The organism is Wenyingzhuangia fucanilytica (genome assembly GCF_001697185.1).
GTDB classification, from domain to species: domain Bacteria; phylum Bacteroidota; class Bacteroidia; order Flavobacteriales; family Flavobacteriaceae; genus Wenyingzhuangia; species Wenyingzhuangia fucanilytica.
In genome coordinates, this window is sequence record NZ_CP014224.1 from 2,463,077 (window position 1) to 2,485,582 (window position 22,506).

Sequence of the window (22,506 nt, forward strand, 5' to 3'; positions counted from 1 at the left end):
CCTGTTAACAATGTCACATCATCACCATCATCACGATGCAAGTAAAAACATCAGAACGGTTTTCTTTCTAAACCTTTCCTTTACTATTCTAGAAATTATTGGTGGTTTTTACGTAAATAGTGTGGCTATTATTTCTTATGCAGTTCATGACTTAGGTGATAGTTTATCCTTAGGATTTTCTTGGTACATGCAAGAAAAGTCAAAGAAAAAACCTAGCAAAAAATTTACATTTGGCTATAAACGTTTGTCTTTACTTGGAGCGCTAGTCAATAGTCTAGTCCTTTTAACTGGATCTATTTTTGTTATCTATGCAGCCATTGATAGATTGATTACCCCACAATATTCTGACGCAAAAGGAATGTTGATTTTTGCCATTTTTGGAGTATTAGTAAACGGTTATGCTGCATGGAAAATAAGTAGTGGAAAAACTTTAAACGAAAGGGTATTATCATGGCATTTAATAGAAGATGTACTAGGTTGGTTAGCCGTAATGATTGTAGCTATTGTCTTAAATTTTAAAAACATCCCCTATTTAGATCCTGCACTATCTATTTTAATTACTCTCTATATTCTTTGGAATGTTATTAAAAGACTTAAAGAAACTTTATATTTGTTTTTACAAGCTCAACCCTTAGACATAGATATTGATATCATCAAAAAAGAAATTTTAGATATTTCTGATATTAACACCATTCATCACACCCATATTTGGTCTTTAGATGGAGAGCGACATGTATTTACCACTCATATTATTTTAAAAACAGATAGTACTTTAAAAGAAATGTTACAGGTAAAAAAAGACATAAAAAAGATACTTAAAAAATATCCTTTTGATCATATTACAATCGAAACTGAATTTGCCAATGGAGATTGTTCTATGTAAACCTCTGTTATCACAATAAACAAAACTATTCCTATCATTTATAGAGATCTTAATTTCTAAACCAACTCTATGAGAAATCAACTACTATTACTTTTTATTACATTTAGTATTTCTACACTTTATGCTAACAGCACCATAGTTAAAAAAGATACTATTACTACTACAGACAATACAGTTCTAATTGGAGATATTAAAAATTTAGATGCTTTAAAATTAATCATCAGTACAAATTATAGTAAAGATGATTTACACTTAAAATGGAACAATATAGCATCTATAAAATCAGATAAAAACTTTACTTTTTTCTTTTCTAATGGAGAAAGAATTAGAGGAAAAATATCAGACATTAATCTTGATTTTATCGAAATTAGAAATGATAAAACCACTAATAAATTTTTAAGAAAACAACTTATAAGTTTTAAACTAACCGACGATTTGTTTCATGATAGATTTGATGCACATACAGAATTTTCTCTATCCCATAAAAAAGCACTAAATTATTTTCAATACAGTACAGATCTTGGAGTAAATTATGATACTAAAAAAATAAGTTTACTTTTTGATTTAAACATCAACAATGTACACACCAATAGCACTGATAATATTAAAAGACTAACCTTAAATACAGGAGTTGATAATTATTTAAAAAACAACTTTTACATAAGTAGTAGAGTTAAATTATTTAAAAACTCTCAACAAAACCTAGATTTAAGAACCACAACTTCTACTGCTTTTGGAGTAAAATTCATCAACAGACCTAAGATAGTATCTAACGTAACTATTGGATTATCTTTAAACAACGAAAGATTTACTCAAAATAATTTCCACGAAAATAGTATTGAAATCTATTCTGGATTAAAAATAAAGTTGTTAGATTTTAACAAAAACACATTAGAATTTAACTCACATCATTATTTATCTACAACAAGTGGTAAAAGATTTAGGGCAGATTCTCAACTAGATTACAAACATGATTTACCTCATTCTCTCTATATGAAAGCATCATATAGCTACAATTATGATAGTCAAATATCTGAGGCTAGTAAGAAACTTGATTACATCACTAATTTAGGTATTGGCTGGAAGTTTAAATAATTATTTAAACTTTAAAACCATATCACTCTTTTTAATTTCCTCCTCGTTCATCAGCATTTTATAATACTTTCCTGTATTGTAATACGTTGTTTGATTACTGTAAAAAGGACTTAAAAAATATCCTGATTGTCCTGTTGGTGTTACCGCATAAGAATTTTCTACATCAGAAAAATCTATTACTCTACGACTTGATGGCCCTGCATTTACCTTAAATTCATTACCCTCTGTATAATCAAACATTAAATTGTTGATGGTTTCATTTCCACCAACCATAGGAAAAGGTCCTACGTTAAAAATCTTTTTAAGCAAATCCATTTTAGCCAAAGCATGTTCGTATGTTACCGTGTGTACTTTAGACCATTTCCATTCATTAATATCATCACCCAAAGCAATTTTTAACTCTTCTACAGAACTTTTAAAAGATGTAGTTACAATCTCTTTAAAAGTTTCTTTTCTTAAAGTAGAGACATTATCCCACCAAACTGAATTTGGATTTTTTAAGTATTTATTTTGAGTTCTTCTTGACAAATTAGAGTTCACAAAATCTTTAAAATCCTCAATTCCCAATTCATCTTCAAAAGTATTTTTCCAAAGTCTAAAAATTAATTTATAATAAATGGTTGGCTCTATATTATCTAATCCGTGATTTCCTTTCCATTTTACCAACCTGTCTAGTACAACTAATTCAAAATCATTTAGCTCATCAATATCAATTCCATAAGCCAAATCATTAACATTTTTAACAGCAGTCGTGTTGGTGTGGCTATTGGTCATACTTTTCATATCACTAACAGATAATTTTTCTTTAGACTCTATTGCTTTTTTAATTTCTACAGCCCTATCTTTTGATAAATAATACCCTGGATATAAAACTCCATCTACAGCTTCTGGTTGTACATTGGAGGTAAATACAAATCCTTTAGGAGGGTTAATCGCCTTTGGATTTTTACTAAATGGCAACCATTCTTTTTGGAGCTGAGACAAATCTTTTCCGTTTAATATAAACTTGGTGTTTACTTCGGGAGATAAATGTTTGTATAACTGCCCTGCAGACCATAAACCAATATTATCATTTTTATCACCATAAACAAAGTTCAACCCAGGAGCAGACAACGTAGCTATGTAGTTTTCAAAATCATAAATATCTTTTGCATGATTAATTCCATAAGCTGTTTGCAACACCTGATTAGGTTTTTCGTTATACACCCATTGCACCACGGTTGGCAAGCTATCTTGTTCTTTATCATTATTAAAAACAGTTCCTAAAACCGTTTTTTTAATAATGATGTTTTTAGGTTTTTCTCCTTTAATATTTATTTGCTTTTCAATCAATTCATAATCATAATAGCCCATAGCTGTGCTATACTTTGTGCTATCTTTTGGATTTTGTTGAATTTGATAAAAGTCTAAATCATCATTTTCAAACATGGTTATTCCAAAAGCATAATCTCTATTATGTGCTAACAACGGAAAAGGAAACAAGCCCAAATAAAACCCATAATTTTTATAGTTTGGCGTTCTAATATGTGCTTGATACCATACCTGTGGTTGTGCAAAACCAATATGTGGGTCGTTTTCAAGCATTACTTTACCTGTAGTTGTTTTTTCTGGAGCCAATACCCAAGCATTACTACCAATTAATTGTGGAAATGGTAGTTTTTCTAGTAGATGATTTATACTAGAAATACTATTTTTTCTAACATCATAATTTTCTTGATAAACAGTATTTTCATCTACCTCAATAGCCAAATCTTTTAGATATTCAGCTCCTAAATTATTTTTTATATGTGTTAGTACAGGATCGGTTTTAAAAGCATGAGCAAAATTAAAAGCCATGTATGCGGTAACATAATAAATATCTTTAGCCGAATAATGCTCTTTTTCTATCCCCAACAAAGAAAACTCAATAGGTGTAGGTCCATTATCTATATAAGCATTAATTCCTTTTAAATATGCCTCTACAAGTGCTTTAACTTTTGGGTTATTATCTAGGTTTTTTACTTGATTATTTACAGTTTCATCAATTCCTAAATTTGAGAAAAACACATCAACATCTAATAAATCTTTACCTAAAATTTCGGACAATCTTCCTGCCGCAATTCTTCTTAATAATTCCATTTGCCACAAACGTTCTTGCGCGTGTACATATCCAAAAACGTTCATTGCTTTTTGTTCAGAATCGGCAAAAATATGAGGGACACCAATGCTGTCAAAATAGACCTCGGAACCCTCTACTCCATCAAGATTAATTGTTCCTTTATAGGTAGGTTTTAAATATTGTAAATACCCATAACCTACAGCAAATAAACCTACTAGTAGGGAAAAAACCACTATGATAACTTTCTTGAAAACCTTCATGTTATAATTTTAAAAAGTAGTTAAAGATAAAAAATCCTTTTGCACTAGACTTAGGAAACATAGCGATAATTTTGTTAATTTGTAGTGTAATATTTCCTTGATGAAGAAACTTCAAATGGTTGACTTAAATAGTCAATACCTAGACATAAAAGAACAAATTGACAACTCTATTCAACAAGTAATAGATCAAACTTCTTTTATAAACGGTCCACAAGTTCAAAGTTTCAAAAAAAACTTAGCAGATTACTTAAATGTAAAACACGTAATTCCTTGTGGAAATGGAACCGATGCTTTACAAATCTCTTTAATGGCTTTAGGTTTACAGCCAGGTGATGAAGTAATTACTGTTGATTTTACTTTTGCTGCTACTGTTGAAGTTATAAAACTACTTGGATTAACCCCTGTTTTAATTGATGTTGAATTAGACACTTTTAACCTTAGTGTTTCTGCTTTAGAAAAAGCCATCACTCCAAAAACAAAAGCCATTGTACCTGTACATTTATTTGGACAATGTGCCAATATGGAAGCTATTTTAAGTTTAGCAAAAAAACACAATCTATTTGTTGTAGAAGACACAGCACAGGCTTTAGGAGCAGATTATATTTTTGCAGATGGAACCACTAAAAAAGCCGGAACCATAGGAACGATAGGAACAACGTCTTTTTTTCCATCAAAAAACCTTGGATGTTACGGAGATGGTGGAGCTATTTTTACCAATGATGATGATTTGGCTCATACTCTTAAAGGAATTACCAACCATGGAATGTATCAAAAATATTATTACGATATAGTGGGAGTAAATTCTCGTTTAGATAGTATTCAAGCCAATATTTTAAATATCAAACTTCCTTATTTAGATACCTACAACAAAGCAAGACAGCAAGCAGCTGATTTTTACAACAATGCTTTTGCAACCTGCCCACATATTATAACCCCTACTACCTCAATATTTTCTATCCATGTTTTTCATCAATATACTTTAAGAATCACCAATGGTAAAAGAGATGATTTACACGAGTATTTAAAAGAACAAAACATTCCAAACGCAATTTATTACCCTGTTCCTTTGCACAACCAAAAAGCCTATCAGCAAGAAAACGTTATCGAAGAAAATTATAGCAACACCAATTCATTGGTTGAACAAGTAATATCTTTACCTATGCACACCGCTTTAGAAAAAGAGCAACTGGAATTAATTACAAAGACAATACTTAATTATATAAACAATACTTATTAATATGGCTAAGCAAATATTAGTTACGGGAGGTTTAGGATTTATCGGATCTCATACTGTAGTAGAATTACAAAACGCAGGATTTGACGTAGTAGTAATTGATGATTTATCTAATACAACCATTAAAGTTTTAGATCAAATTACAGAAATCACTGGTACAAAACCAGCTTTTGAACAGATTGACTTACGTATTAAAGCAGATGTTAAAACCTTTTTTGATAAATATCAAATTGATGGAATTATTCATTTTGCTGCTTTTAAAGCTGTAGGAGAAAGCATGCACAAACCTTTAGATTATTACGAAAATAATTTAGGTGCTTTGGTTTATCTTTTACAAGAAATGAGAGATAGAAAATTAGACAACTTTATTTTCTCTTCTTCATGTACTGTTTATGGTCAAGCAGATGAATTGCCAATTACTGAAAAAGCTCCAGTTAAAAAAGCAGAATCTGTATACGGAAACACAAAACAAATTGGTGAAGAAATTATTGAAGATGCTTCTAAAGCACACGGAATTAATGCAATTGCTTTAAGATATTTTAATCCAGTAGGAGCTCACGAATCTGTTAAAATTGGAGAATTACCTTTAGGAGTTCCTCAAAACTTAATTCCTTTTATTACACAAACTGCTGCTGGAATGAGAGCTGAATTATCTGTTTTTGGTGATGATTATGATACTCCTGACGGAACTGCTGTAAGAGATTATATTCACGTGGTAGATTTGGCTAAAGCACACATCGCTGCTTTAAACCGTTTGATTGAAAAAAACAACAAAGAAGCTTACGAATTTTTTAACGTAGGTACAGGAACTGGAAGTTCTGTTTTAGAAGTTATCAATGCTTTTGAAAGTGCTAACGGAGTAAAATTAAACTACAAAATTGTAGATAGAAGAGCTGGAGATATTACTGCTGCTTACGCAGATACTACTATTGCTAACAAAGAGTTAAATTGGAAAACTGAGTTAAGCTTAGAAACTGCTTTAAAATCTGCTTGGGAATGGCAGAAAAAACAAAAATAATTTCAATATTATTAAGACATAAAAAAAGCCTTTCTATTAGTTTAGAAAGGCTTTTTATTTATTATTTCTTTATACTACAACCAATAGCTCTGGTTTCTTTTACAGGAATATTATTTCCTGCTAGTAAAGCATCTACAGCGTTCTCTACATATTTTTCTTTTACTGCATTTACATCTTTATAATTATCATCAATAGCTCCAATATATTTCACTACATTTCCTTTGCTTGTTTTTTGTAATAAGAAAATATGTGGTGTTTTAGTTGCTCCATACTTTGGATAAACAGTTTGCTCCTTATCAATTAAGTAAGGAAAAGTAAATCCTTTTTCTGTAGCTCTTTGTTTCATTGCATCTAAATTATCTCCAGGTTTTACAGCTGTATTATTAGGCATAATAGCTATCACCGGATAACCTTTTGAGGCATATTTATTGTTTAAAGCTATAATTCTATCTTCATAGGCTACAGCATACGGACAGGTATTACAAGTAAACGTAACTATAAACCCTTTGGCATCCTTATAATCGGCTAAAGAAACCATTTTTCCATCAATATTTTTTAAAGAGAAATCTGCTGCTACATCTCCTACAACATATCCTTTATCATTATTTTTTGGATTGATGGTAAAGGCACTCACAATAACTACAAGTGCTAATAAACTGATGATTTTAAGTGTTTTCATATTATTTATTAATTTAAAAATTGTTTGATTTCATTTTCTAAAGTTTCATAAGTAAAAGATTGCTCAAAAAACTTACTTGAATCATTTTTGTAAATGATGGTAGCAGGTAAAGCACCAGACCAACTTTCATCAACTTTAGGAATCCAAGTATTCATATCAACATCATCTAAAGCAATTACTTTTGATTGTATATTTTTCTCCTTTAAGAAAGGTTTTAGTTTTGTATTGTATTGATTAGGAAAATCTAAACTCACCAAAAGAACTTCTACATTTTTATCTTTATAATTTTCTCCTATTTTTTCAAAATAAGGTAACTCTTTTACACATGGAGCACACCATGTTGCCCAAAAATTAACCACATAAACCTTATCATCCTTTTGTTCTAAAAACTTTTTAAAACCATTAAAATCATATACTTCTAATTTCTCTACATTTTCTGTCTTTTTTACTTTTTTCTCTTCCTTCTTTTTAGAATTTTGACAAGAAATTAAAACAAAAAACGACATAAATAAAACAATGATTCTCATACAAATAACACTTTTGAACTTAAAATAGAACGCTACTAAAATTAAATATTTTTAATATTATTTGTATCATAAATCGTACCCTAAATTTTACCATAAGTCACTAAAACAAAAAAATCAGCCAATTGGCTGATTTTTTTGTTTTGAATTAATTGGTATGCTCTAGCAAACGAATTCCATTTTCTTCTAAAGTAATTACTTTGTTTTTATACAAACCTCCAATAGCATTTTTAAAAGCTTTTTTACTCATTCCTAACTCATACTTAATCGTGTCTGGTTCTGATTTATCAGTAATAGGTAAAAATCCGTTATGAGCTCTTAATGCATTTAAAATTTGCACTTGAAACTTGGTAATACTATTTCTAAAACCAATAGGTTGCAAAGAAACATCTAGCTTTCCATCATCTCTTACTTTCTTAACATAACCTTTTAATCTTTGCCCTTCTTCTAAGCGTTGATATACTTCATTGCTATACAACATTCCTTCACAAACCTCATCTACCAAAACAGTAATTCCTAATTTGGAAAAACTCCCTACTATAATTCCAACCTCTTGACCTACTTCAAAATCTTCCATACTTTATGCTTTAAACTTTTCAAAATAAGTTCTTAACACCTCATCATTACTATTGCTAGGCGTAAAAACTTCTAATATTTTTGGTTGCTTACTTTCATTATAAAAAGTTTCCAACCCTTTTTTTGTACTATCTAAATCTGTAGCTTTTACATATTCAAATCCATACATTTTTGCCAAATGCTCTGCGGTATAGTCATGTGGCGTTTCAAAATAAGACAATGCATTAGTTTGCTTTGGCCCTGGCAATATTTTAAAAATACCTCCTCCACTATTGTTCACAATAACAATTCTAAAATTGGCAGGAATATATTGGCTCCATAGCGCATTGCTATCATATAAAAAACTCAAATCTCCTGTAACCAAGGTTACTTGTTTTTGAGTTTTCATCGCGGATCCAATGGCTGTAGAAGTACTTCCATCAATTCCACTTGTTCCTCTGTTACAAAAAACAGCAATATCATCATTGATGTCAAACAACTGTGCATAACGCACCGTAGCACTATTACTTAACTGCAATACAGATTGCAAAGGTAAAGACTTGTTTACCAAATCAAACACTTTAAAATCAGAATATTTAGTAGCATCTGCATATTTTTGATGTGCTATTTTTCTTGATTTTTTAACAGCCAATCCTTGTGCTTGATAATTGCTTTCTACTGGTTTTGTTAACCAAAAAAATTGACTAAAAAACAACTCTGTAGAAATTTTAAAATATTTAGTTAAACATTGAAAAGTATCGTAACCAAATGTTGGATGTACAGCAAAATGATGCTTTGGCTTAAAAGCTCTTAAGTATTGTTTTATTTTTTTTGACACTACTAGGCCTCCAATAGTTAACAAAACTTCTGGTTGATAAAAACTCTTTTCTTCCTCTGTTAAGCCTGCCAAAAATTGATCTATACTGTTGATAACTCCTTCGTTATTTATATTTGATGTAGTTTCTGTTAACACCAATACAGAAGGATCTTTTAACAAGTGGTTAATTTGTGTTTGTAACAATTTACTTGGTTGACTCACTCCAAGCAATACTATTTTTTTAGTAGCCTTGTTCCAAATTTCTGCATAAGGCTCCAATTCTTTAACCTCTAATGCTTTTTCTTGTAATAATTGTTCCTCTTGTTGTTCTACCAAAGGATAACTTAACAAATCATCAACCAAATTGTAAAGTGGTTCATCAAAAGGCACATTAATATGTACAGGTCCTTTCTGTTTATTTGCTACACTTATAGCCTTAAACAGTAATTTCTTGTTATATGCTCTATCAACCTCGTTTTGAATAGCTGTTAAATTCGCTTCAAATAAAATATGGTTCTTAAACACTCCTTCTTGACGAATGGTTTGCCCATCACCTATGTCAATCATTTCTTTTGGTCTATCTGCAGAAATCACAATTAAAGGAATATTTCCATAAAAAGCTTCGGCTACTGCCGGATAGTAATTTAACAATGCAGAACCAGAAGTACAGCTAACAACTGTAGGTTTTTTAGTTTTTTGAGCCATTCCCAAAGCCACAAAAGCAGCACAACGCTCATCTACAATACTATAAGTATTTATAGTTGAAACTTGACTAAAACCAATGGTTAACGGAGCATTACGAGAACCAGGTGATATGACCACCTCGTGTATATGATTGGCAACACAGGAAGCGATGACCATTTGAGCCAATTCATTTTCAGGATATTTCATTCAAATATTTCTCTAAATAAGTGTGTAAAATTACAAATAAAAAGATAGTATCTTTACGTATACAATGTTTCTTTTTAGCCATGGATGAACTTATTGATATTGTTAATTTACAAGGAGAACCTACAGGAAATGCCTGTTTAAAAAGTTTTGCTCATCAAAATGGAATTTTACACGCAAGTGTGCATATTTGGCTCTACACAAGCAATCAAGAAATACTCATACAAAAAAGAAAAGAAGACAAAGAAACCTTTCCTAATTTATGGGATGTATCTGTAGCTGGTCATATTGCTGCTGGAGAAACGGCAATAAATGCTGCGCTAAGAGAGGTTAAAGAAGAAGTTGATTTAACTCTTTCTAAAAAAGGATTAAAATATATTGGCATTTTTGAAGAGAAACACCAACATGCTAACGGAATTATAGATCATGAAATTCATCATATCTACCTTGCTCAATTAAATTGTGATTTAACAGCACTTACTCCTCAAAAAGAAGAAGTATCTGCCATCAAACTCATCAGTCTACAAGAGTTTGAAAAAAATTATAAAGACAGTAATGTTTACGTAGCTCATCATCATGAGTACTATCATTACATCATTAAAAAACTGAAAGAAACTAACAAATGAAAAATACTATTGCAGAAAGGATTACAGATTTCATCAAAACCTATCCTCCTTTTGATAACTTACCCTACAACGATCTTTATCAACTTGCCGAAGAAACAAAAGTTATTTATTTAGATAAAGATGAAACGCTTTTCACTCAAGGAAAACCCGCTAAGGAACATTTTTTTATTGTTAACCAAGGAGCCATAAGAATTTACCGTTACGAGGGAGAAAAAAACATTGAGGTTGAAATGTGTGACGAAGGTGATGTTTTAGGATTAAGAGCTTTAATTGTAAACGAAAACTACAATCTAAATGCTAAAGCTTACGAAGAATCTATTGTATACGGAATTCCTATCCATATTTTTAATGATAAATTTGAAAACAACCCAGAGGTTAGTAAATATTTAATCACTCGTTTTGCTAGTAACTCTTCTACTAGATTTTCTCAAGAGGATAACGAAAGAATTTTTGCAGATTACAAAAGAACAACCAATACAGATTATTTTAGTTCTAAAATTAGTAATTTGATGACTACAGCTGTTTGTTGTAATCATAAATCTACCATTCAAGAGGCTGCACAAATTATGAGCGATAATAAAATCAGCTCTATTTTTATCTTAAAAAAAGACAAACCAACAGGAATTATTACCAATAAAGATTTACTACATAAAGTTGCTACGGGTAAATATGGAGTAGATGAAAATGTAAAAAAAATTATGGCTTCGCCTGTAATTTCTGCCTCTCCTAACGTTTCAATTGCCGAGGCACAAATTATTATGCTTAAAAACAAGATTGGAAACGTTTGTGTAACTAAAGATGGAACCCCTGATAGTAAATTATTAGGAATGTTAACTCAACAAGACATTGTAGCATCACTTAGTAACAACCCTGCTGTATTGATGAAACAAATTAGTAGAGCTAGAACTATTCCTAGACTTAGAGACTTAAGGCAACAACTAAATGATCTTTTAAAAAGATACATTAACCAACATATTTCTTTTACACACACCCTTACAGTGGTTGCAGAATTAAATGAGACTATCAATCAAAAAGCTGTTGAAATTTCTATTAAGGAATTAGATAAAACTCCTCCTGTAAGATTTGCTTTTTTTGCTTTAGGTAGTCAGGCTAGAAAAGAACAGTTGGTTCCTACAGACCAAGATAATGGAATTATTTTTGAAGATGTTCCGGCTCATAAATTAGAAGATATTAGATCTTTTTTCACAGAACTTGCTGCTGTAATTAGTAAAAACCTACACTCAATTGGATACGAATATTGTCCTGCAGAAATGATGGCTAGTAATCCTGAGTGGTGCTTATCTAAAAGCGAATGGGAAGAAAAATTTAAAGAGTGGATTTTTAATCCAAACGAAAAAAACATCTTGTTAAGCTCTATCTTTTTTGATTTCAACTTTGTTTATGGTGATAAAGAATTGGTAAACGACATGTCGGCCATAGTTCATGAAAGCACTAAAAACAATCACCGATTTTATATGTTTATGGCTAAAGATGCTTTAAAAAGTCCTAGTCCACTTGGATTTTTTAGACAATTTTTAGTAGATCAAGATGGAGCTCATAAAGATCATTTTAACATCAAACAAAGAGCCTTAATGCCATTGATTGATGCCGCTAGAATTTTAACCCTACAACACAATTTAAAAGGAATTAACAACACTCCAGAAAGATATTATAAGCTAAGAGAACTTGAACCACAAAATGCAGAAATATACGAGGCTTGTGCCTATGCCTTTAAAGCTTTGTTAAAATACAAAACCAAAAATGGACTAGATACACTTGGAGAAGATGATGGTAAATTTATCAAATTAGAAAACTTATCAAAATCAGATAAAGTAAAGCTAAGACGTTGTTTTAAGCCTATTAAAAGTATTCAAGAAGTCATCACCATTCGTTTTCAACCTACATTATAAAATCAAGCTATGTGGAATAATATCAAAAAAAACATAGACTACTTTTTAAAAAAAAGACATCTACCCGAATATTGGAAAGAATATGTAGAAACCTTAAAAAATATTCCGACCAAAAGTATTGAAGATTCAAGATTTGTAGTTTTTGATTGTGAAACTTCTGGACTGAACCCTAAAGAAGATAGAATTTTATCTATGGGTGCAGTAATCATTAACGGAAATACCATCAACATTAAAGATAATTTTGAAATCTATTTAGAGCAAGATGTTTTTAATAGAGAAAGTGTGCCTATTCACGGTTTACTAAAACACGGAAAACAAAAAAAAATATCCGAAGAAGAAGCCATTAAACTTTTCTTAAAATATATAGAAGGAGCTATTTTGGTAGGACATCACATTAGTTTTGATGTTAGTTGTGTTAATTATGCTCTTAAAAGAATGGGCTTACCTAAATTAAAAAACAGAGTTTTAGATACAGGAATTTTATTTAAAAAAACTAAGCATCAACTATACTCAGAAGCATTTTCAAAAGTGTTTAGTTTAGATGAAGTTTGTGATGAATTAAAAGTTAAAAAGAAAGATAGACATACAGCATCTGGTGATGCCTATATTACAGCTATTGTATTTTTTAAAATATTGGGTAGGCTAAACAGAAATAACGATTTAACTCTTAAAGAATTATTTTATACCCCAAAAATGATTTACTAAGCTCTTTTCATTTTGAAAATCATAAAGAATAATTTAACTTTAAAAGGTTGATTTATTGCTATGATTATTTACAGATATAGTTTTACGAGATACAACTATTGTAAAAATCGATAGCGAATTAAAAATCAATTAATTTTTACTATGTATTTTTAACCTGTAAATTAAAAACATATCAAATTATTATGAAAAGATTAACTTCACAAAACGGTGCACCAATATCTGATGATCACAATAGTATTTCTGCGGGTAGCAGAGGCTCTTTAACTTTTGACAATTGGCAATTGATGGAAAAACTGGCTCACTTTAACAGAGAAAGAATTCCAGAAAGAGTAGTACACGCTAGAGGTTACGGTGCTTATGGTACCTTTAAGCTAACCAAAGATTTAAGCGACTACACCATTGCTAAATTTTTACAAAATACTGGAAAAGAAACAAAAGTATTTGCTAGATTTTCTACCGTTGCAGGAGGACAAGACTCAAGTGATTATGTAAGAGATGTTAGAGGTTTTTCATTAAAGTTTTATACCGAAGAAGGAAATTGGGATATGGTGGGTAACAACACACCTGTATTCTTTTTAAGAGACCCTTCTAAATTTCCAGACTTTATACATTCTCAAAAAAAAGATCCTAAAACCAATGTTCCAAACCCATCAAACCACTTTGAGTTTTGGGCAAGTAATCCACAATCATTACATCAAGTAACGATATTGATGTCAGAAAGAGGAATCCCTTTTTCTTTAAGACATATGAACGGATACGCTTCTCACACTTTAAGTTTTTGGAATAACAATGGAGAGCGTTTTTGGGTAAAATGGCATTTTAAAACCAATCAAGGAATTAAAACTTTAACCAATGAAGAAGCTGCTTTAAAAGACGCACATGGTATGCAAGAGGATTTGGTTTCATCTATAGAAAATGGTGACTTTCCTAGTTGGACTGTAAAAGTTCAAATCATGCCAGAAAAAGATGCTGAAACTTATGATATCAATCCTTTTGACTTGACTAAAGTTTGGCCTCATTCTGATTATCCTTTGGTAGAAATTGGGCAATTAGAATTAAATGAAAACGTAACAAATTATTTTGCAGAAACAGAACAGTCTGCCTTTAGTCCAGGGAACTTGGTGCCAGGACTAGGAGCTTCTCCTGATAAAATGTTACAAGCTAGATTATTTGCTTATGGTGATGCACATAGATACAGAGTTGGAGCTAATCATAATCAAATTCCTGTAAACAGTCCTAAATGCCCAGTACACCACTATCAACAAGATGGGGCTATGGCTACAGGAGGTTGCCCATATGGTCATGGATCTTCAACAAAAAACGAAGCTGTAAATTTCTATCCAAACGACAGAGATGATGCTCCTAAACAAGATGAAAGTATAGCTGAACCACCTTTAAAAATTAATGCAGACACCATTGCAAGGTTTGATAGTAGAGAGGAAGACAATTACTCACAAGCAGGAAATTTATTTAGAATAATGAGTGATGAGCAAAAAGAAACCTTAACTAATAATATTGTAGGAGGATTACAACATGCCAATGCTGATATTCAAAAAAGGATGATTGCTCAATTTGAGAAAGCCGATCCAGAATACGGAAAATTGGTTTCAGAAAAATTAAAAAATTAACTATTTAAAAATCTCAACTGAATAAGTTGAGATTTTTTTAATAAAAACACTCAATTGTTAAATTTTTATATTCTACCCCAAATACATGCATCAAAGGTGAAGATGAGAGTTTTTATGTTATTATAATCTATTACCTTTGTACTGAATAAAAAAAACCACACAAATAAACGTCCAAAATGCCTAAAACTACAACCATAAAACATGCTGATTTTGTATTGATTGGTGGAGGAATTATGAGTGCCACATTGGCTGTATTACTTTACGAAAAGTTTCCTGGTAAAAAAATTACCGTGATTGAAAAACTTCCAAAAATGGCTGAAGAAAGTTCAGAAGCTTGGAACAACGCAGGAACGGGACACGCAGGAAATTGTGAGTTAAATTATACTCCTGAGAAAAACGGAACTATAGATCCTGCCAAAGCATTAAAAACAGCAGCTCAGTTTTATGATACTTTAGCGTTTTGGAGAGATTGTGCAGAAAAAGGATACATTCAAAACATTAATAAATGTATTTCTTCTGTACCACACATTAGTTTTGTTCAAGGAAAAAAAGACGTTGAGTTTTTAGAAAAAAGATGGAACGTTTTAAAAGAAACTGAACATTTTAAAGACATGATTTTTTCTAAAGACATAGAAAAAATTAAAGAATGGATTCCGTTAATGATGGAAAAGCGTAGCAAAAGATCTGCCGTTGCTGCTACCTACATGGAAAACGGATACGATGTAAATTTTGGAGAAGTTGCAGAGCAAATCTTCCGATTTTTAGGAAAACAACCTAATGTTGATTTGGTGAACGACAGTAACGTTATCAATTTACAAAAAACAGAAAACAAGCGTTGGTTATTAAGTGTTAAAGGACAAAATGTTGGTAAACACTGGAAAATAGTATCTAACTATGTATTTGTTGGTGCTGGTGGTGGTGCTTTAAAACTATTAGAAAAATCTGATATTAGAGAAGCAAGAGGTTACGGTGGTTTCCCTATTAGTGGATTGTGGTTACGTTGTACCAACCCAGAAATCATAGAACAACATCATGCTAAAGTATACGGAAAAGCTAAAAAAGGAGCTCCTCCAATGTCTGTTCCACACATGGATACTAGAATGATTAACGGACGTAAAGAATTATTATTTGGACCTTATGCAGGATTTACCACAAAATTCTTAAAACACGGTTCTCATTTTGATTTACCTAAATCTGTGGAATTTGATAATATTATGAGCTTATTAGGAGCTGGTTATCACAATTTACCATTGGTAGGTTATTTAGTTAAACAAGTACGTTTAAAATTTGAAGACAGAATGGATATGCTGCGTGAATTTTATCCTGAAGCAAAGGATGAAGATTGGAAAGTTGTAGTAGCAGGTCAACGTGTTCAGATTATTAAAAAAGATAAAAACGGAAAAGGTAAACTAGAGTTTGGAACAGAAGTTATTGTTTCTAGAGACAAAAGTATTGCCGGTTTGTTAGGGGCATCTCCTGGAGCTTCTACTTCTTATTCTGTAATGAAGAGTGTTATGGAAAAATGTTTTAAATAAAAACGATACACATATAAAAAAATCCCAACTCTCTGAGTTGGGATTTTTTATTTAAAAGCTATTTCTTTTTAAGTACCACCGTTATACTTTTTCCTTTATCATAAATATCTGTAGGTAAATCAATACTAAATAAAGTAGTCTTGTTTTTAATTTTTACATCTTTAGATGTTTCCACCTCAAACTCACCACTAATCTCAAAAGACAATTGCTTTTTTTGTTGAGTAGGATCTACAACTTTTACAATCCAATCTTTATTGCTTTTCTCCATAGTTAACAAACAAGGAGAATGGATTCGTATTTTCTGTTTTTTACCAAACGTTACTTCACAAGGTTCAAAAGCAGTAATGGCTATTTTTTCTCCTTTGTTAAAACTTAAGGCATGTACTTTTTTATTAAGCACAAGCACATTTGCTAACGTATTTTTAATTTCTTTTTTTATTTGATTTTTCCCTATACCTACTACACTTACATACGCATAAGCAGCATTGTTTGGGCTTTTTCCATGATTGATTTCAACATCAAAAATATCTTTAGATATTAATTCATCCGTATGCCAAGACAATACCTTTTTCCAACTCCCCGTTTGTTTTTCTTGTGTAACTTTTAACTCTTGCTTATCTAAACTTATATAAGCAATGCTATCGTGCCACACAGCTGTTGTTTTTCCTTTCTTTTTAAGCTCAAAAACTTCTCCCTTTTTGTAACATTGATTAATGGTGGTAACCAAATCAAACTCTGCATTACTGTTGATGGCTGAACCTAAAGCATAAACATAATTGTCTATAAAAAAATAGGATTTGTTTGCCTCTACACCATCTCTTCTATATTTAAAAGCAGATAATCCAATGTTTTCACTTTTTAAACCACCAGTAAAATGAGATCCGTTTTTATATCCATCCCAAGTTAAAACCTTAATTTTTGAAGTGTCTTGAACCGTAGTGGTACCTGGTAATTTTTTCCAATTCCAAACAGGATAAATTTCATGATATTCATCTCCTCTACGATAAATTAAGTTGGTTCCATCTCCTAAATAATATCCTTGCAAATTTTCTCCATTACCGGCTTCACCACCAATTACACGCTGAGATGACATTCTAAGTGCCGTAAAAAAAGTATTTGCTCTGTATAAGCTATAATCTGAATTTCTAAAATGTACGTATTCCTTAGGAGCTTCCGTTGGATTTTTATGCTCATCAAAAGCATTAAACTTTTTCTCCAAACTTTTATACAAATCTGCTTTAGATATAGGCCCTCTATATTTTTTTCCGTTTACTTCTTCTGGAAAAATTTGTCTTCCGGTAGCCAAGGTTTCATATTTTCCTTTGTACACTACTTTTTGCTGACCTTTAAACATTAAATTCCGCATTAAGTCTACTTGCTCTGTAGAAAAGGTAACATCAGTTTTATTAAAAATAAACATCCATTTTATGATGTCTTCTGCAAAGTGCAATCCATAATTTCCAAACTGAGGTTGGGGTCCATGTTGATGAAATGAAAAATCGGGTTGAATCCCTTCTTCATAAGGTTTTGAAAGTACCATAACTGATTTAATAGTCTCAGCTGACTTTTGTATCAATTCATCATTCCCTCTTAACAATTCACGCATAAACACATTACCACTTAACCAAATTTTATTCTGACCTGTCATATATATTTTTGACTTATCCATAATTTCTAAAGATTTAATCATGGTAGTATCTGGAATCATAGATTCGCACAACACAAGTGTAGGCCCTAAACTTTGTGGAACACCTATTTCTTGATGCCACCAATTATCGCTATAAAAATTATTATCAGTCCAATAGTTAAGAACCCCTACTATAACTTTTGCCATTTTAGGAGAATGGTAATATTTACTCTTAGGGTAATGATAAGCCTTTGCTAAAGTAATCAACCTTTTTAGATGTGTTCTTGGTTGCCAATTGCTTCTTCTATGCATTTGATAGTCGATATCTGTAAAAGAAAAATCTTGATCTAAAATATTTAACAGCAATTTTACCTCAGATTCCTCTACCTCATCTAATAAATAAAATTCTTTAAAATTTTGTTTTAGCTTTTCAATATCAACCGCATAAACCCATTGATTTAAAAACAAAAACACCACTATTAAAATACACTTGTAAATTTTCATCCTCAACTTTTCTGTTTGCAAATACTAAACTAACCAATTCTAATGTATAGAACCTTTTATAAAATAAAAAAGTAGCTTAGGTAATATACCCAAGCTACTTTTAAATTGTAATTTCTAAACTACTAGAATTTATGCAATTGTATATTTTCCAAAATGGATTTTAAATTCTTTTTGCAAAGCTTGTAATTGTTCTAATTCTTTAGACAACACAATGGCTAAAGACAATCCTTTGTTTCCTCCTCTTGCCGTTCTACCACTTCTGTGTACAAAATATTCTGTATTCTCTGGCAATTGATAATGGATTACGTAGTTTACATTAGGAACATCAATTCCTCTTGCCGCTACATCTGTACAAATTAATAATTGGCTAGCTCCATTTTTAAAAGAACGTAACGATTTTTCTCTATCACGTTGTCCCATATCACCTTCTAAAGCAGTAACAGAAAAACCTTCTTCTGCCAATTCTTCTTTTAGTTTTTGAGCTCCTAATTTTGTTTTACAGAACACAATTCCCTTTTCCATTCCTCTACTTTCTACAAAACTAATTAGCACATCTAACTTTTGTCCTAAAGTAGTAGAGATAAATTTATGAGAAATATTTTCGTTAATTAATTGATTGGCCTCCACCTCTACACGAACTGGATTGTTCATATATGTTTTAACCAAACTATTTAAAGCATTTGGAAACGTTGCAGAAAACAACCATGTATTTTTAGATGCTGTAGAATATTTTAAAATTCTATTTAAGTCTGGTAAAAATCCCATGCTTAACATTTCATCAGCCTCATCTAACACCATCATTTTTATGTTGCTAATATCTATAGCAGCTCTATCTAACAAATCGCACAAACGACCAGGAGTAGCCACTACCACATGTGTAGTTCTTTCTAACCTTTCTATTTGTACATCAATTTTTTCTCCACCATATACAGCTTCGCAAAAAATTCTTTCTGGAGCGTATTTGGTTAATTTAAATAATTGCTTTTTTATTTGCTGAGCCAACTCCCTTGTTGGAGCCAAAACCAATGCTTGAATTTGGTTTTTCTTTGGGTTTATTTTTTGCAACAACGGCAATCCAAAAGCAATGGTTTTACCCGTTCCTGTTTGTGCTTTACCAATATAATCTATTTGTCCATCTAACAATTTAGGAATGGTTCTGTATTGTATTTCTGTAGGTGTTTTCACTCCTATTTCTTTCATAGACTTTATAAAGTCATCAGAAACCCCTAATTCTTTAAAATTTTTCAAAATGTTAGTATTTAATTTCTTTGCAAAGGTACTATTATAAAAGAGAAAAGTCCGAGAGAATTTCTCGGACTTTTTTTTTAGATTTTAGTTATCAATGAACCTCTCTTTTAAACTCATCTCGACTCCGCTCGATGAACTATTAATTCATTAAAAATTATTTACAATCCTGCAATTTCTTTAATTTCATCTATAGCTCGTAAAGCTAAAGCGTCTGCAGATGCTTGAGAACCACTTTCTGTATAAATTCTAATAATCGGTTCTGTGTTAGATTTTCGCAAGTGTAACCATTCATCAGCAAAATCAACTTTTACTCCGTCTATGGTATTCACTTCCTCGTTTTTATATTTTTCTGCCATTTGTTCTAAAATAGCATCTACATCTAACGTTGGGGTTAACTCAATTTTATTTTTACTCATGTAATATTCAGGATAAGAATCTCTTAACTCTTTACAAGATTTTCCACATTTTGCTAAATGAGATAAAAACAAAGCAACTCCTACCAAAGAATCTCTACCATAGTGAGAATCAGGATAAATAATCCCTCCATTTCCTTCTCCACCAATAACAGTATTGGTTTCTTTCATGGTAGTAACCACGTTTACTTCACCCACAGCACTTGCTGTATAAATTCCTCCGTGTTTTACAGTTACATCTCTCAATGCTCTTGATGATGATAGGTTAGAAACTGTGTTTCCTCCTCCTAATTCACCCAATACATAATCTGCACAAGCTACCAATGTATATTCTTCACCAAACATAGAACCATCTTCGCTAATTAAAGCCAATCTATCTACATCTGGATCTACTACAATTCCAAAATCTGCTTTTTCTTTTACTACTAATTTAGATATATCACCTAAATGTTCTTTTAAAGGTTCTGGATTGTGAGGAAATTGTCCGTTAGGTTCGCAATAAAGTTTTACGCACTCTACTCCTAACTTTTCTAACAACGCTGGAATAAAAATTCCTCCTGTTGAGTTTACAGCATCTAACACTACTTTAAATCCTGCTTTTTTAATGGCATCAACATCTACCAATTCAAGATTTAAAACTTCTTGAACATGTTTTTCTACATAAGAATTGTCTTCTGTATAAGTTCCTAAGTCATCAACCTCAGCAAAAGTGTAAGCATCTTGCTCTGCAAATTCTAAAATTTCTTTTCCATCTGCTCCGTTTAAAAACTCACCTTTTTCATTTAATAATTTTAAAGCATTCCACTGTTTTGGATTGTGTGATGCTGTTAAAATAATTCCTCCATGTGCTTTTTCTAAAGGTACTGCTACTTCTACAGTTGGTGTGGTAGACAAACCTAAATCAATCACATTAATCCCCAATCCTATTAAAGTATTAGTCACCAAACTGCTAATCATGGCTCCAGAAATACGAGCATCTCTACCAACAACTACATTGATTTCTTTTGAGTCTTTATTTCTTGCTTTGATCCAAGTTCCGTAAGCTGCCGCAAACTTTACTGCATCTAGTGGGGTTAAATTATCACCTACACTTCCTCCAATGGTTCCGCGTATTCCTGATATTGATTTGATTAATGACATGTAATTAAGTTTAAAATATAATTATTTATCCTTGTTGTTTTTCTCTGTAATAAAGGTAAATGGCTATGATTGAAAATATGATATTAGGCAACCAAGCCATAAAAAGTGCATTTGAATTTGGAGCTGACCCCAACACAACGGCTACTTTCATAAAAAAGACGTACATAAACATCATTCCAATTCCCAAAGCTAAATTGACTCCGGTACCTCCTCTTTTCTTTCTTGATGAAAGAGAAACTGCTATTAATGTTAAAATATATGCCGAAATAGGCAAACTAGTACGCTGATACAATTCTACGTGATAAGCATTTAAGTTTTTTACTCCCCTTCTTTCGGATTTTGTAATAAACTCTGATAATTTATCTGAAGTCATTTCCATAGATTTTGACCCTGAAATCATTAAATCATCAGGAGTAAAATCTAAAGTCATAACTCTTTTATCTCCATGAGCGATTGAATCTCGGTCAGGGTATATAAAACGCTCTGAGTAATTAGACAAAACAAAATTTCCGTTTTCTTTATCCCAAAGCATATTGTCTGCTACAATTCTGTACTTGACTTTAATACCATCAAATTCAGCATATGAAAAATTATACCCTCTATTGTTTAATAGGCTAAAGTTTTTGATAAATATTTTAGCACTATCGTTTAATTGTAGGTTAAAGTTTTTAACGTAAGATCTGTTTTCTGTTTTGCTAAAAATATATTCTTGTTCAAAAGCGTATTTAATTTCATTTCCTTTAGGCACAACAAAATGATTCATTCCTAAAGCAACCACAGCTAAAATAGAAGCTCCTATAAAATAAGGCCTCAAAAATCTTGTAAAAGAAATATTGGCACTACTAATGGCAATTACTTCTGTATTACTGGCCAATTTAGACGTAAACATAATACAGGCAATAAATGTTGCTAAGGGTAAAAATGTATTGGCGTAATAAAGAATAAAATTTAAATAGTAATCTTTAAGAATATGAAAAAATGTTAAATCATCGTGTCTTAAAAACTTGTCCACTTTTTCGGATACATCAATAACTACCGCAATAGGTATTAATATAAACAGTGTAAAAAACACCGATTTTAAATATCTAAATAATATGTATTTATCTATTATTTTCAAGC

Annotated in this window: 18 protein-coding genes; 9 read left to right on the forward strand and 9 right to left on the reverse strand. The window is 31.2% G+C overall.

What is annotated here, in order from left to right:
- The first annotated feature begins 10 nt into the window (after positions 1-10).
- The gene (locus AXE80_RS09950; protein WP_068826846.1) at positions 11-883 is read left to right on the forward strand and encodes a cation diffusion facilitator family transporter; all 873 of its coding nucleotides are present in this window, start codon (positions 11-13) and stop codon (positions 881-883) included.
- A gap of 69 nt (positions 884-952) precedes the next feature.
- Positions 953-1,978 carry a DUF481 domain-containing protein gene (locus AXE80_RS09955; RefSeq protein WP_068826848.1) on the forward strand — a complete coding sequence of 342 codons (1,026 nt, stop codon included), beginning with the start codon at positions 953-955 and terminating at the stop codon, positions 1,976-1,978.
- On the opposite strand, the gene AXE80_RS09960 is transcribed toward AXE80_RS09955, so the two are convergent.
- Complete coding sequence (locus AXE80_RS09960) at positions 1,979-4,336, reverse strand: penicillin acylase family protein (RefSeq protein ID WP_068826851.1); 2,358 nt, start codon at positions 4,334-4,336, stop codon at positions 1,979-1,981.
- 100 nt (positions 4,337-4,436) lie between these two features.
- On the opposite strand from AXE80_RS09960, the gene AXE80_RS09965 reads away from it, so the two are divergent.
- Complete coding sequence (locus AXE80_RS09965) at positions 4,437-5,573, forward strand: DegT/DnrJ/EryC1/StrS family aminotransferase (RefSeq protein ID WP_068826852.1); 1,137 nt, start codon at positions 4,437-4,439, stop codon at positions 5,571-5,573.
- Position 5,574: 1 nt separating this feature from the next.
- On the forward strand, positions 5,575-6,588 hold the full coding sequence (gene galE / locus AXE80_RS09970) for a UDP-glucose 4-epimerase GalE (RefSeq protein ID WP_068826854.1): 1,014 nt from the start codon (positions 5,575-5,577) through the stop codon (positions 6,586-6,588).
- 61 nt (positions 6,589-6,649) lie between these two features.
- Here galE and AXE80_RS09975 read toward each other — a convergent pair whose 3' ends face one another.
- From AXE80_RS09975 to menD, 4 genes are all read right to left on the reverse strand, one after another.
- Positions 6,650-7,267 (reverse strand): thioredoxin family protein, encoded by a 618-nt coding sequence (locus AXE80_RS09975; RefSeq protein WP_068826856.1) that lies wholly within the window; start codon positions 7,265-7,267, stop codon positions 6,650-6,652.
- A gap of 8 nt (positions 7,268-7,275) precedes the next feature.
- Positions 7,276-7,794: a TlpA disulfide reductase family protein gene (locus AXE80_RS09980; RefSeq protein WP_068826859.1), complete on the reverse strand. Its 519-nt coding sequence runs from the start codon at positions 7,792-7,794 to the stop codon at positions 7,276-7,278.
- Positions 7,795-7,939: 145 nt separating this feature from the next.
- Positions 7,940-8,368: a S1 RNA-binding domain-containing protein gene (locus AXE80_RS09985; protein ID WP_068826861.1), complete on the reverse strand. Its 429-nt coding sequence runs from the start codon at positions 8,366-8,368 to the stop codon at positions 7,940-7,942.
- Positions 8,369-8,371: 3 nt separating this feature from the next.
- On the reverse strand, positions 8,372-10,054 hold the full coding sequence (gene menD, locus AXE80_RS09990; protein WP_068826863.1) for a 2-succinyl-5-enolpyruvyl-6-hydroxy-3-cyclohexene-1-carboxylic-acid synthase: 1,683 nt from the start codon (positions 10,052-10,054) through the stop codon (positions 8,372-8,374).
- An 80-nt stretch (positions 10,055-10,134) separates the two neighbouring features.
- Here menD and AXE80_RS09995 point away from each other — a divergent pair, with 80 nt between their 5' ends.
- From AXE80_RS09995 to mqo, 5 genes are all read left to right on the forward strand, one after another.
- A complete protein-coding gene (locus AXE80_RS09995; RefSeq protein ID WP_068826865.1) occupies positions 10,135-10,677 on the forward strand; it encodes an NUDIX hydrolase in 543 nt (180 codons plus the stop codon).
- Positions 10,674-12,587 carry a DUF294 nucleotidyltransferase-like domain-containing protein gene (locus tag AXE80_RS10000; protein WP_068826869.1) on the forward strand — a complete coding sequence of 638 codons (1,914 nt, stop codon included), beginning with the start codon at positions 10,674-10,676 and terminating at the stop codon, positions 12,585-12,587. Before AXE80_RS09995 ends, AXE80_RS10000 begins: the two co-directional genes overlap by 4 nt.
- A 9-nt stretch (positions 12,588-12,596) precedes the next feature.
- On the forward strand, positions 12,597-13,292 hold the full coding sequence (locus AXE80_RS10005; RefSeq protein WP_068826872.1) for a 3'-5' exonuclease: 696 nt from the start codon (positions 12,597-12,599) through the stop codon (positions 13,290-13,292).
- Between the two features lie 182 nt (positions 13,293-13,474).
- On the forward strand, positions 13,475-14,920 hold the full coding sequence (locus AXE80_RS10010) for a catalase (RefSeq protein WP_068826875.1): 1,446 nt from the start codon (positions 13,475-13,477) through the stop codon (positions 14,918-14,920).
- A gap of 176 nt (positions 14,921-15,096) precedes the next feature.
- On the forward strand, positions 15,097-16,455 hold the full coding sequence (gene mqo, locus AXE80_RS10015; protein ID WP_068826878.1) for a malate dehydrogenase (quinone): 1,359 nt from the start codon (positions 15,097-15,099) through the stop codon (positions 16,453-16,455).
- Between the two features lie 58 nt (positions 16,456-16,513).
- Here the strand turns inward: mqo and AXE80_RS10020 are convergent, their stop codons facing one another.
- The 4 genes from AXE80_RS10020 to AXE80_RS10035 form a co-directional block, all read right to left on the reverse strand.
- Positions 16,514-18,586 carry a polysaccharide lyase family 8 super-sandwich domain-containing protein gene (locus AXE80_RS10020; RefSeq protein WP_068826881.1) on the reverse strand — a complete coding sequence of 691 codons (2,073 nt, stop codon included), beginning with the start codon at positions 18,584-18,586 and terminating at the stop codon, positions 16,514-16,516.
- Positions 18,587-18,715: 129 nt separating this feature from the next.
- Positions 18,716-19,834, reverse strand: coding sequence for a DEAD/DEAH box helicase (locus tag AXE80_RS10025; protein WP_157359388.1), 1,119 nt, complete (start codon positions 19,832-19,834; stop codon positions 18,716-18,718).
- A 158-nt stretch (positions 19,835-19,992) separates the two neighbouring features.
- A complete protein-coding gene (glmM, locus tag AXE80_RS10030) occupies positions 19,993-21,387 on the reverse strand; it encodes a phosphoglucosamine mutase (protein ID WP_068826884.1) in 1,395 nt (464 codons plus the stop codon).
- A gap of 25 nt (positions 21,388-21,412) precedes the next feature.
- A complete protein-coding gene (locus tag AXE80_RS10035; RefSeq protein ID WP_068826886.1) occupies positions 21,413-22,504 on the reverse strand; it encodes an LptF/LptG family permease in 1,092 nt (363 codons plus the stop codon).
- Between the last annotated feature and the right edge of the window lie 2 nt (positions 22,505-22,506).

Bases quoted from the DNA above. Each gene is read 5' to 3' on its own strand.
- AXE80_RS09950 (WP_068826846.1), top strand. From the start codon at position 11: ATGTCACATCATCACCATCATCACGATGCAAGTAAAAACATCAGAACG.
- AXE80_RS09955 (WP_068826848.1), top strand. From the start codon at position 953: ATGAGAAATCAACTACTATTACTTTTTATTACATTTAGTATTTCTACA.
- AXE80_RS09960 (WP_068826851.1), bottom strand. From the start codon at position 4,336: ATGAAGGTTTTCAAGAAAGTTATCATAGTGGTTTTTTCCCTACTAGTA.
- AXE80_RS09965 (WP_068826852.1), top strand. From the start codon at position 4,437: ATGAAGAAACTTCAAATGGTTGACTTAAATAGTCAATACCTAGACATA.
- galE (WP_068826854.1), top strand. From the start codon at position 5,575: ATGGCTAAGCAAATATTAGTTACGGGAGGTTTAGGATTTATCGGATCT.
- AXE80_RS09975 (WP_068826856.1), bottom strand. From the start codon at position 7,267: ATGAAAACACTTAAAATCATCAGTTTATTAGCACTTGTAGTTATTGTG.
- AXE80_RS09980 (WP_068826859.1), bottom strand. From the start codon at position 7,794: ATGAGAATCATTGTTTTATTTATGTCGTTTTTTGTTTTAATTTCTTGT.
- AXE80_RS09985 (WP_068826861.1), bottom strand. From the start codon at position 8,368: ATGGAAGATTTTGAAGTAGGTCAAGAGGTTGGAATTATAGTAGGGAGT.
- menD (WP_068826863.1), bottom strand. From the start codon at position 10,054: ATGAAATATCCTGAAAATGAATTGGCTCAAATGGTCATCGCTTCCTGT.
- AXE80_RS09995 (WP_068826865.1), top strand. From the start codon at position 10,135: ATGGATGAACTTATTGATATTGTTAATTTACAAGGAGAACCTACAGGA.
- AXE80_RS10000 (WP_068826869.1), top strand. From the start codon at position 10,674: ATGAAAAATACTATTGCAGAAAGGATTACAGATTTCATCAAAACCTAT.
- AXE80_RS10005 (WP_068826872.1), top strand. From the start codon at position 12,597: ATGTGGAATAATATCAAAAAAAACATAGACTACTTTTTAAAAAAAAGA.
- AXE80_RS10010 (WP_068826875.1), top strand. From the start codon at position 13,475: ATGAAAAGATTAACTTCACAAAACGGTGCACCAATATCTGATGATCAC.
- mqo (WP_068826878.1), top strand. From the start codon at position 15,097: ATGCCTAAAACTACAACCATAAAACATGCTGATTTTGTATTGATTGGT.
- AXE80_RS10020 (WP_068826881.1), bottom strand. From the start codon at position 18,586: ATGAAAATTTACAAGTGTATTTTAATAGTGGTGTTTTTGTTTTTAAAT.
- glmM (WP_068826884.1), bottom strand. From the start codon at position 21,387: ATGTCATTAATCAAATCAATATCAGGAATACGCGGAACCATTGGAGGA.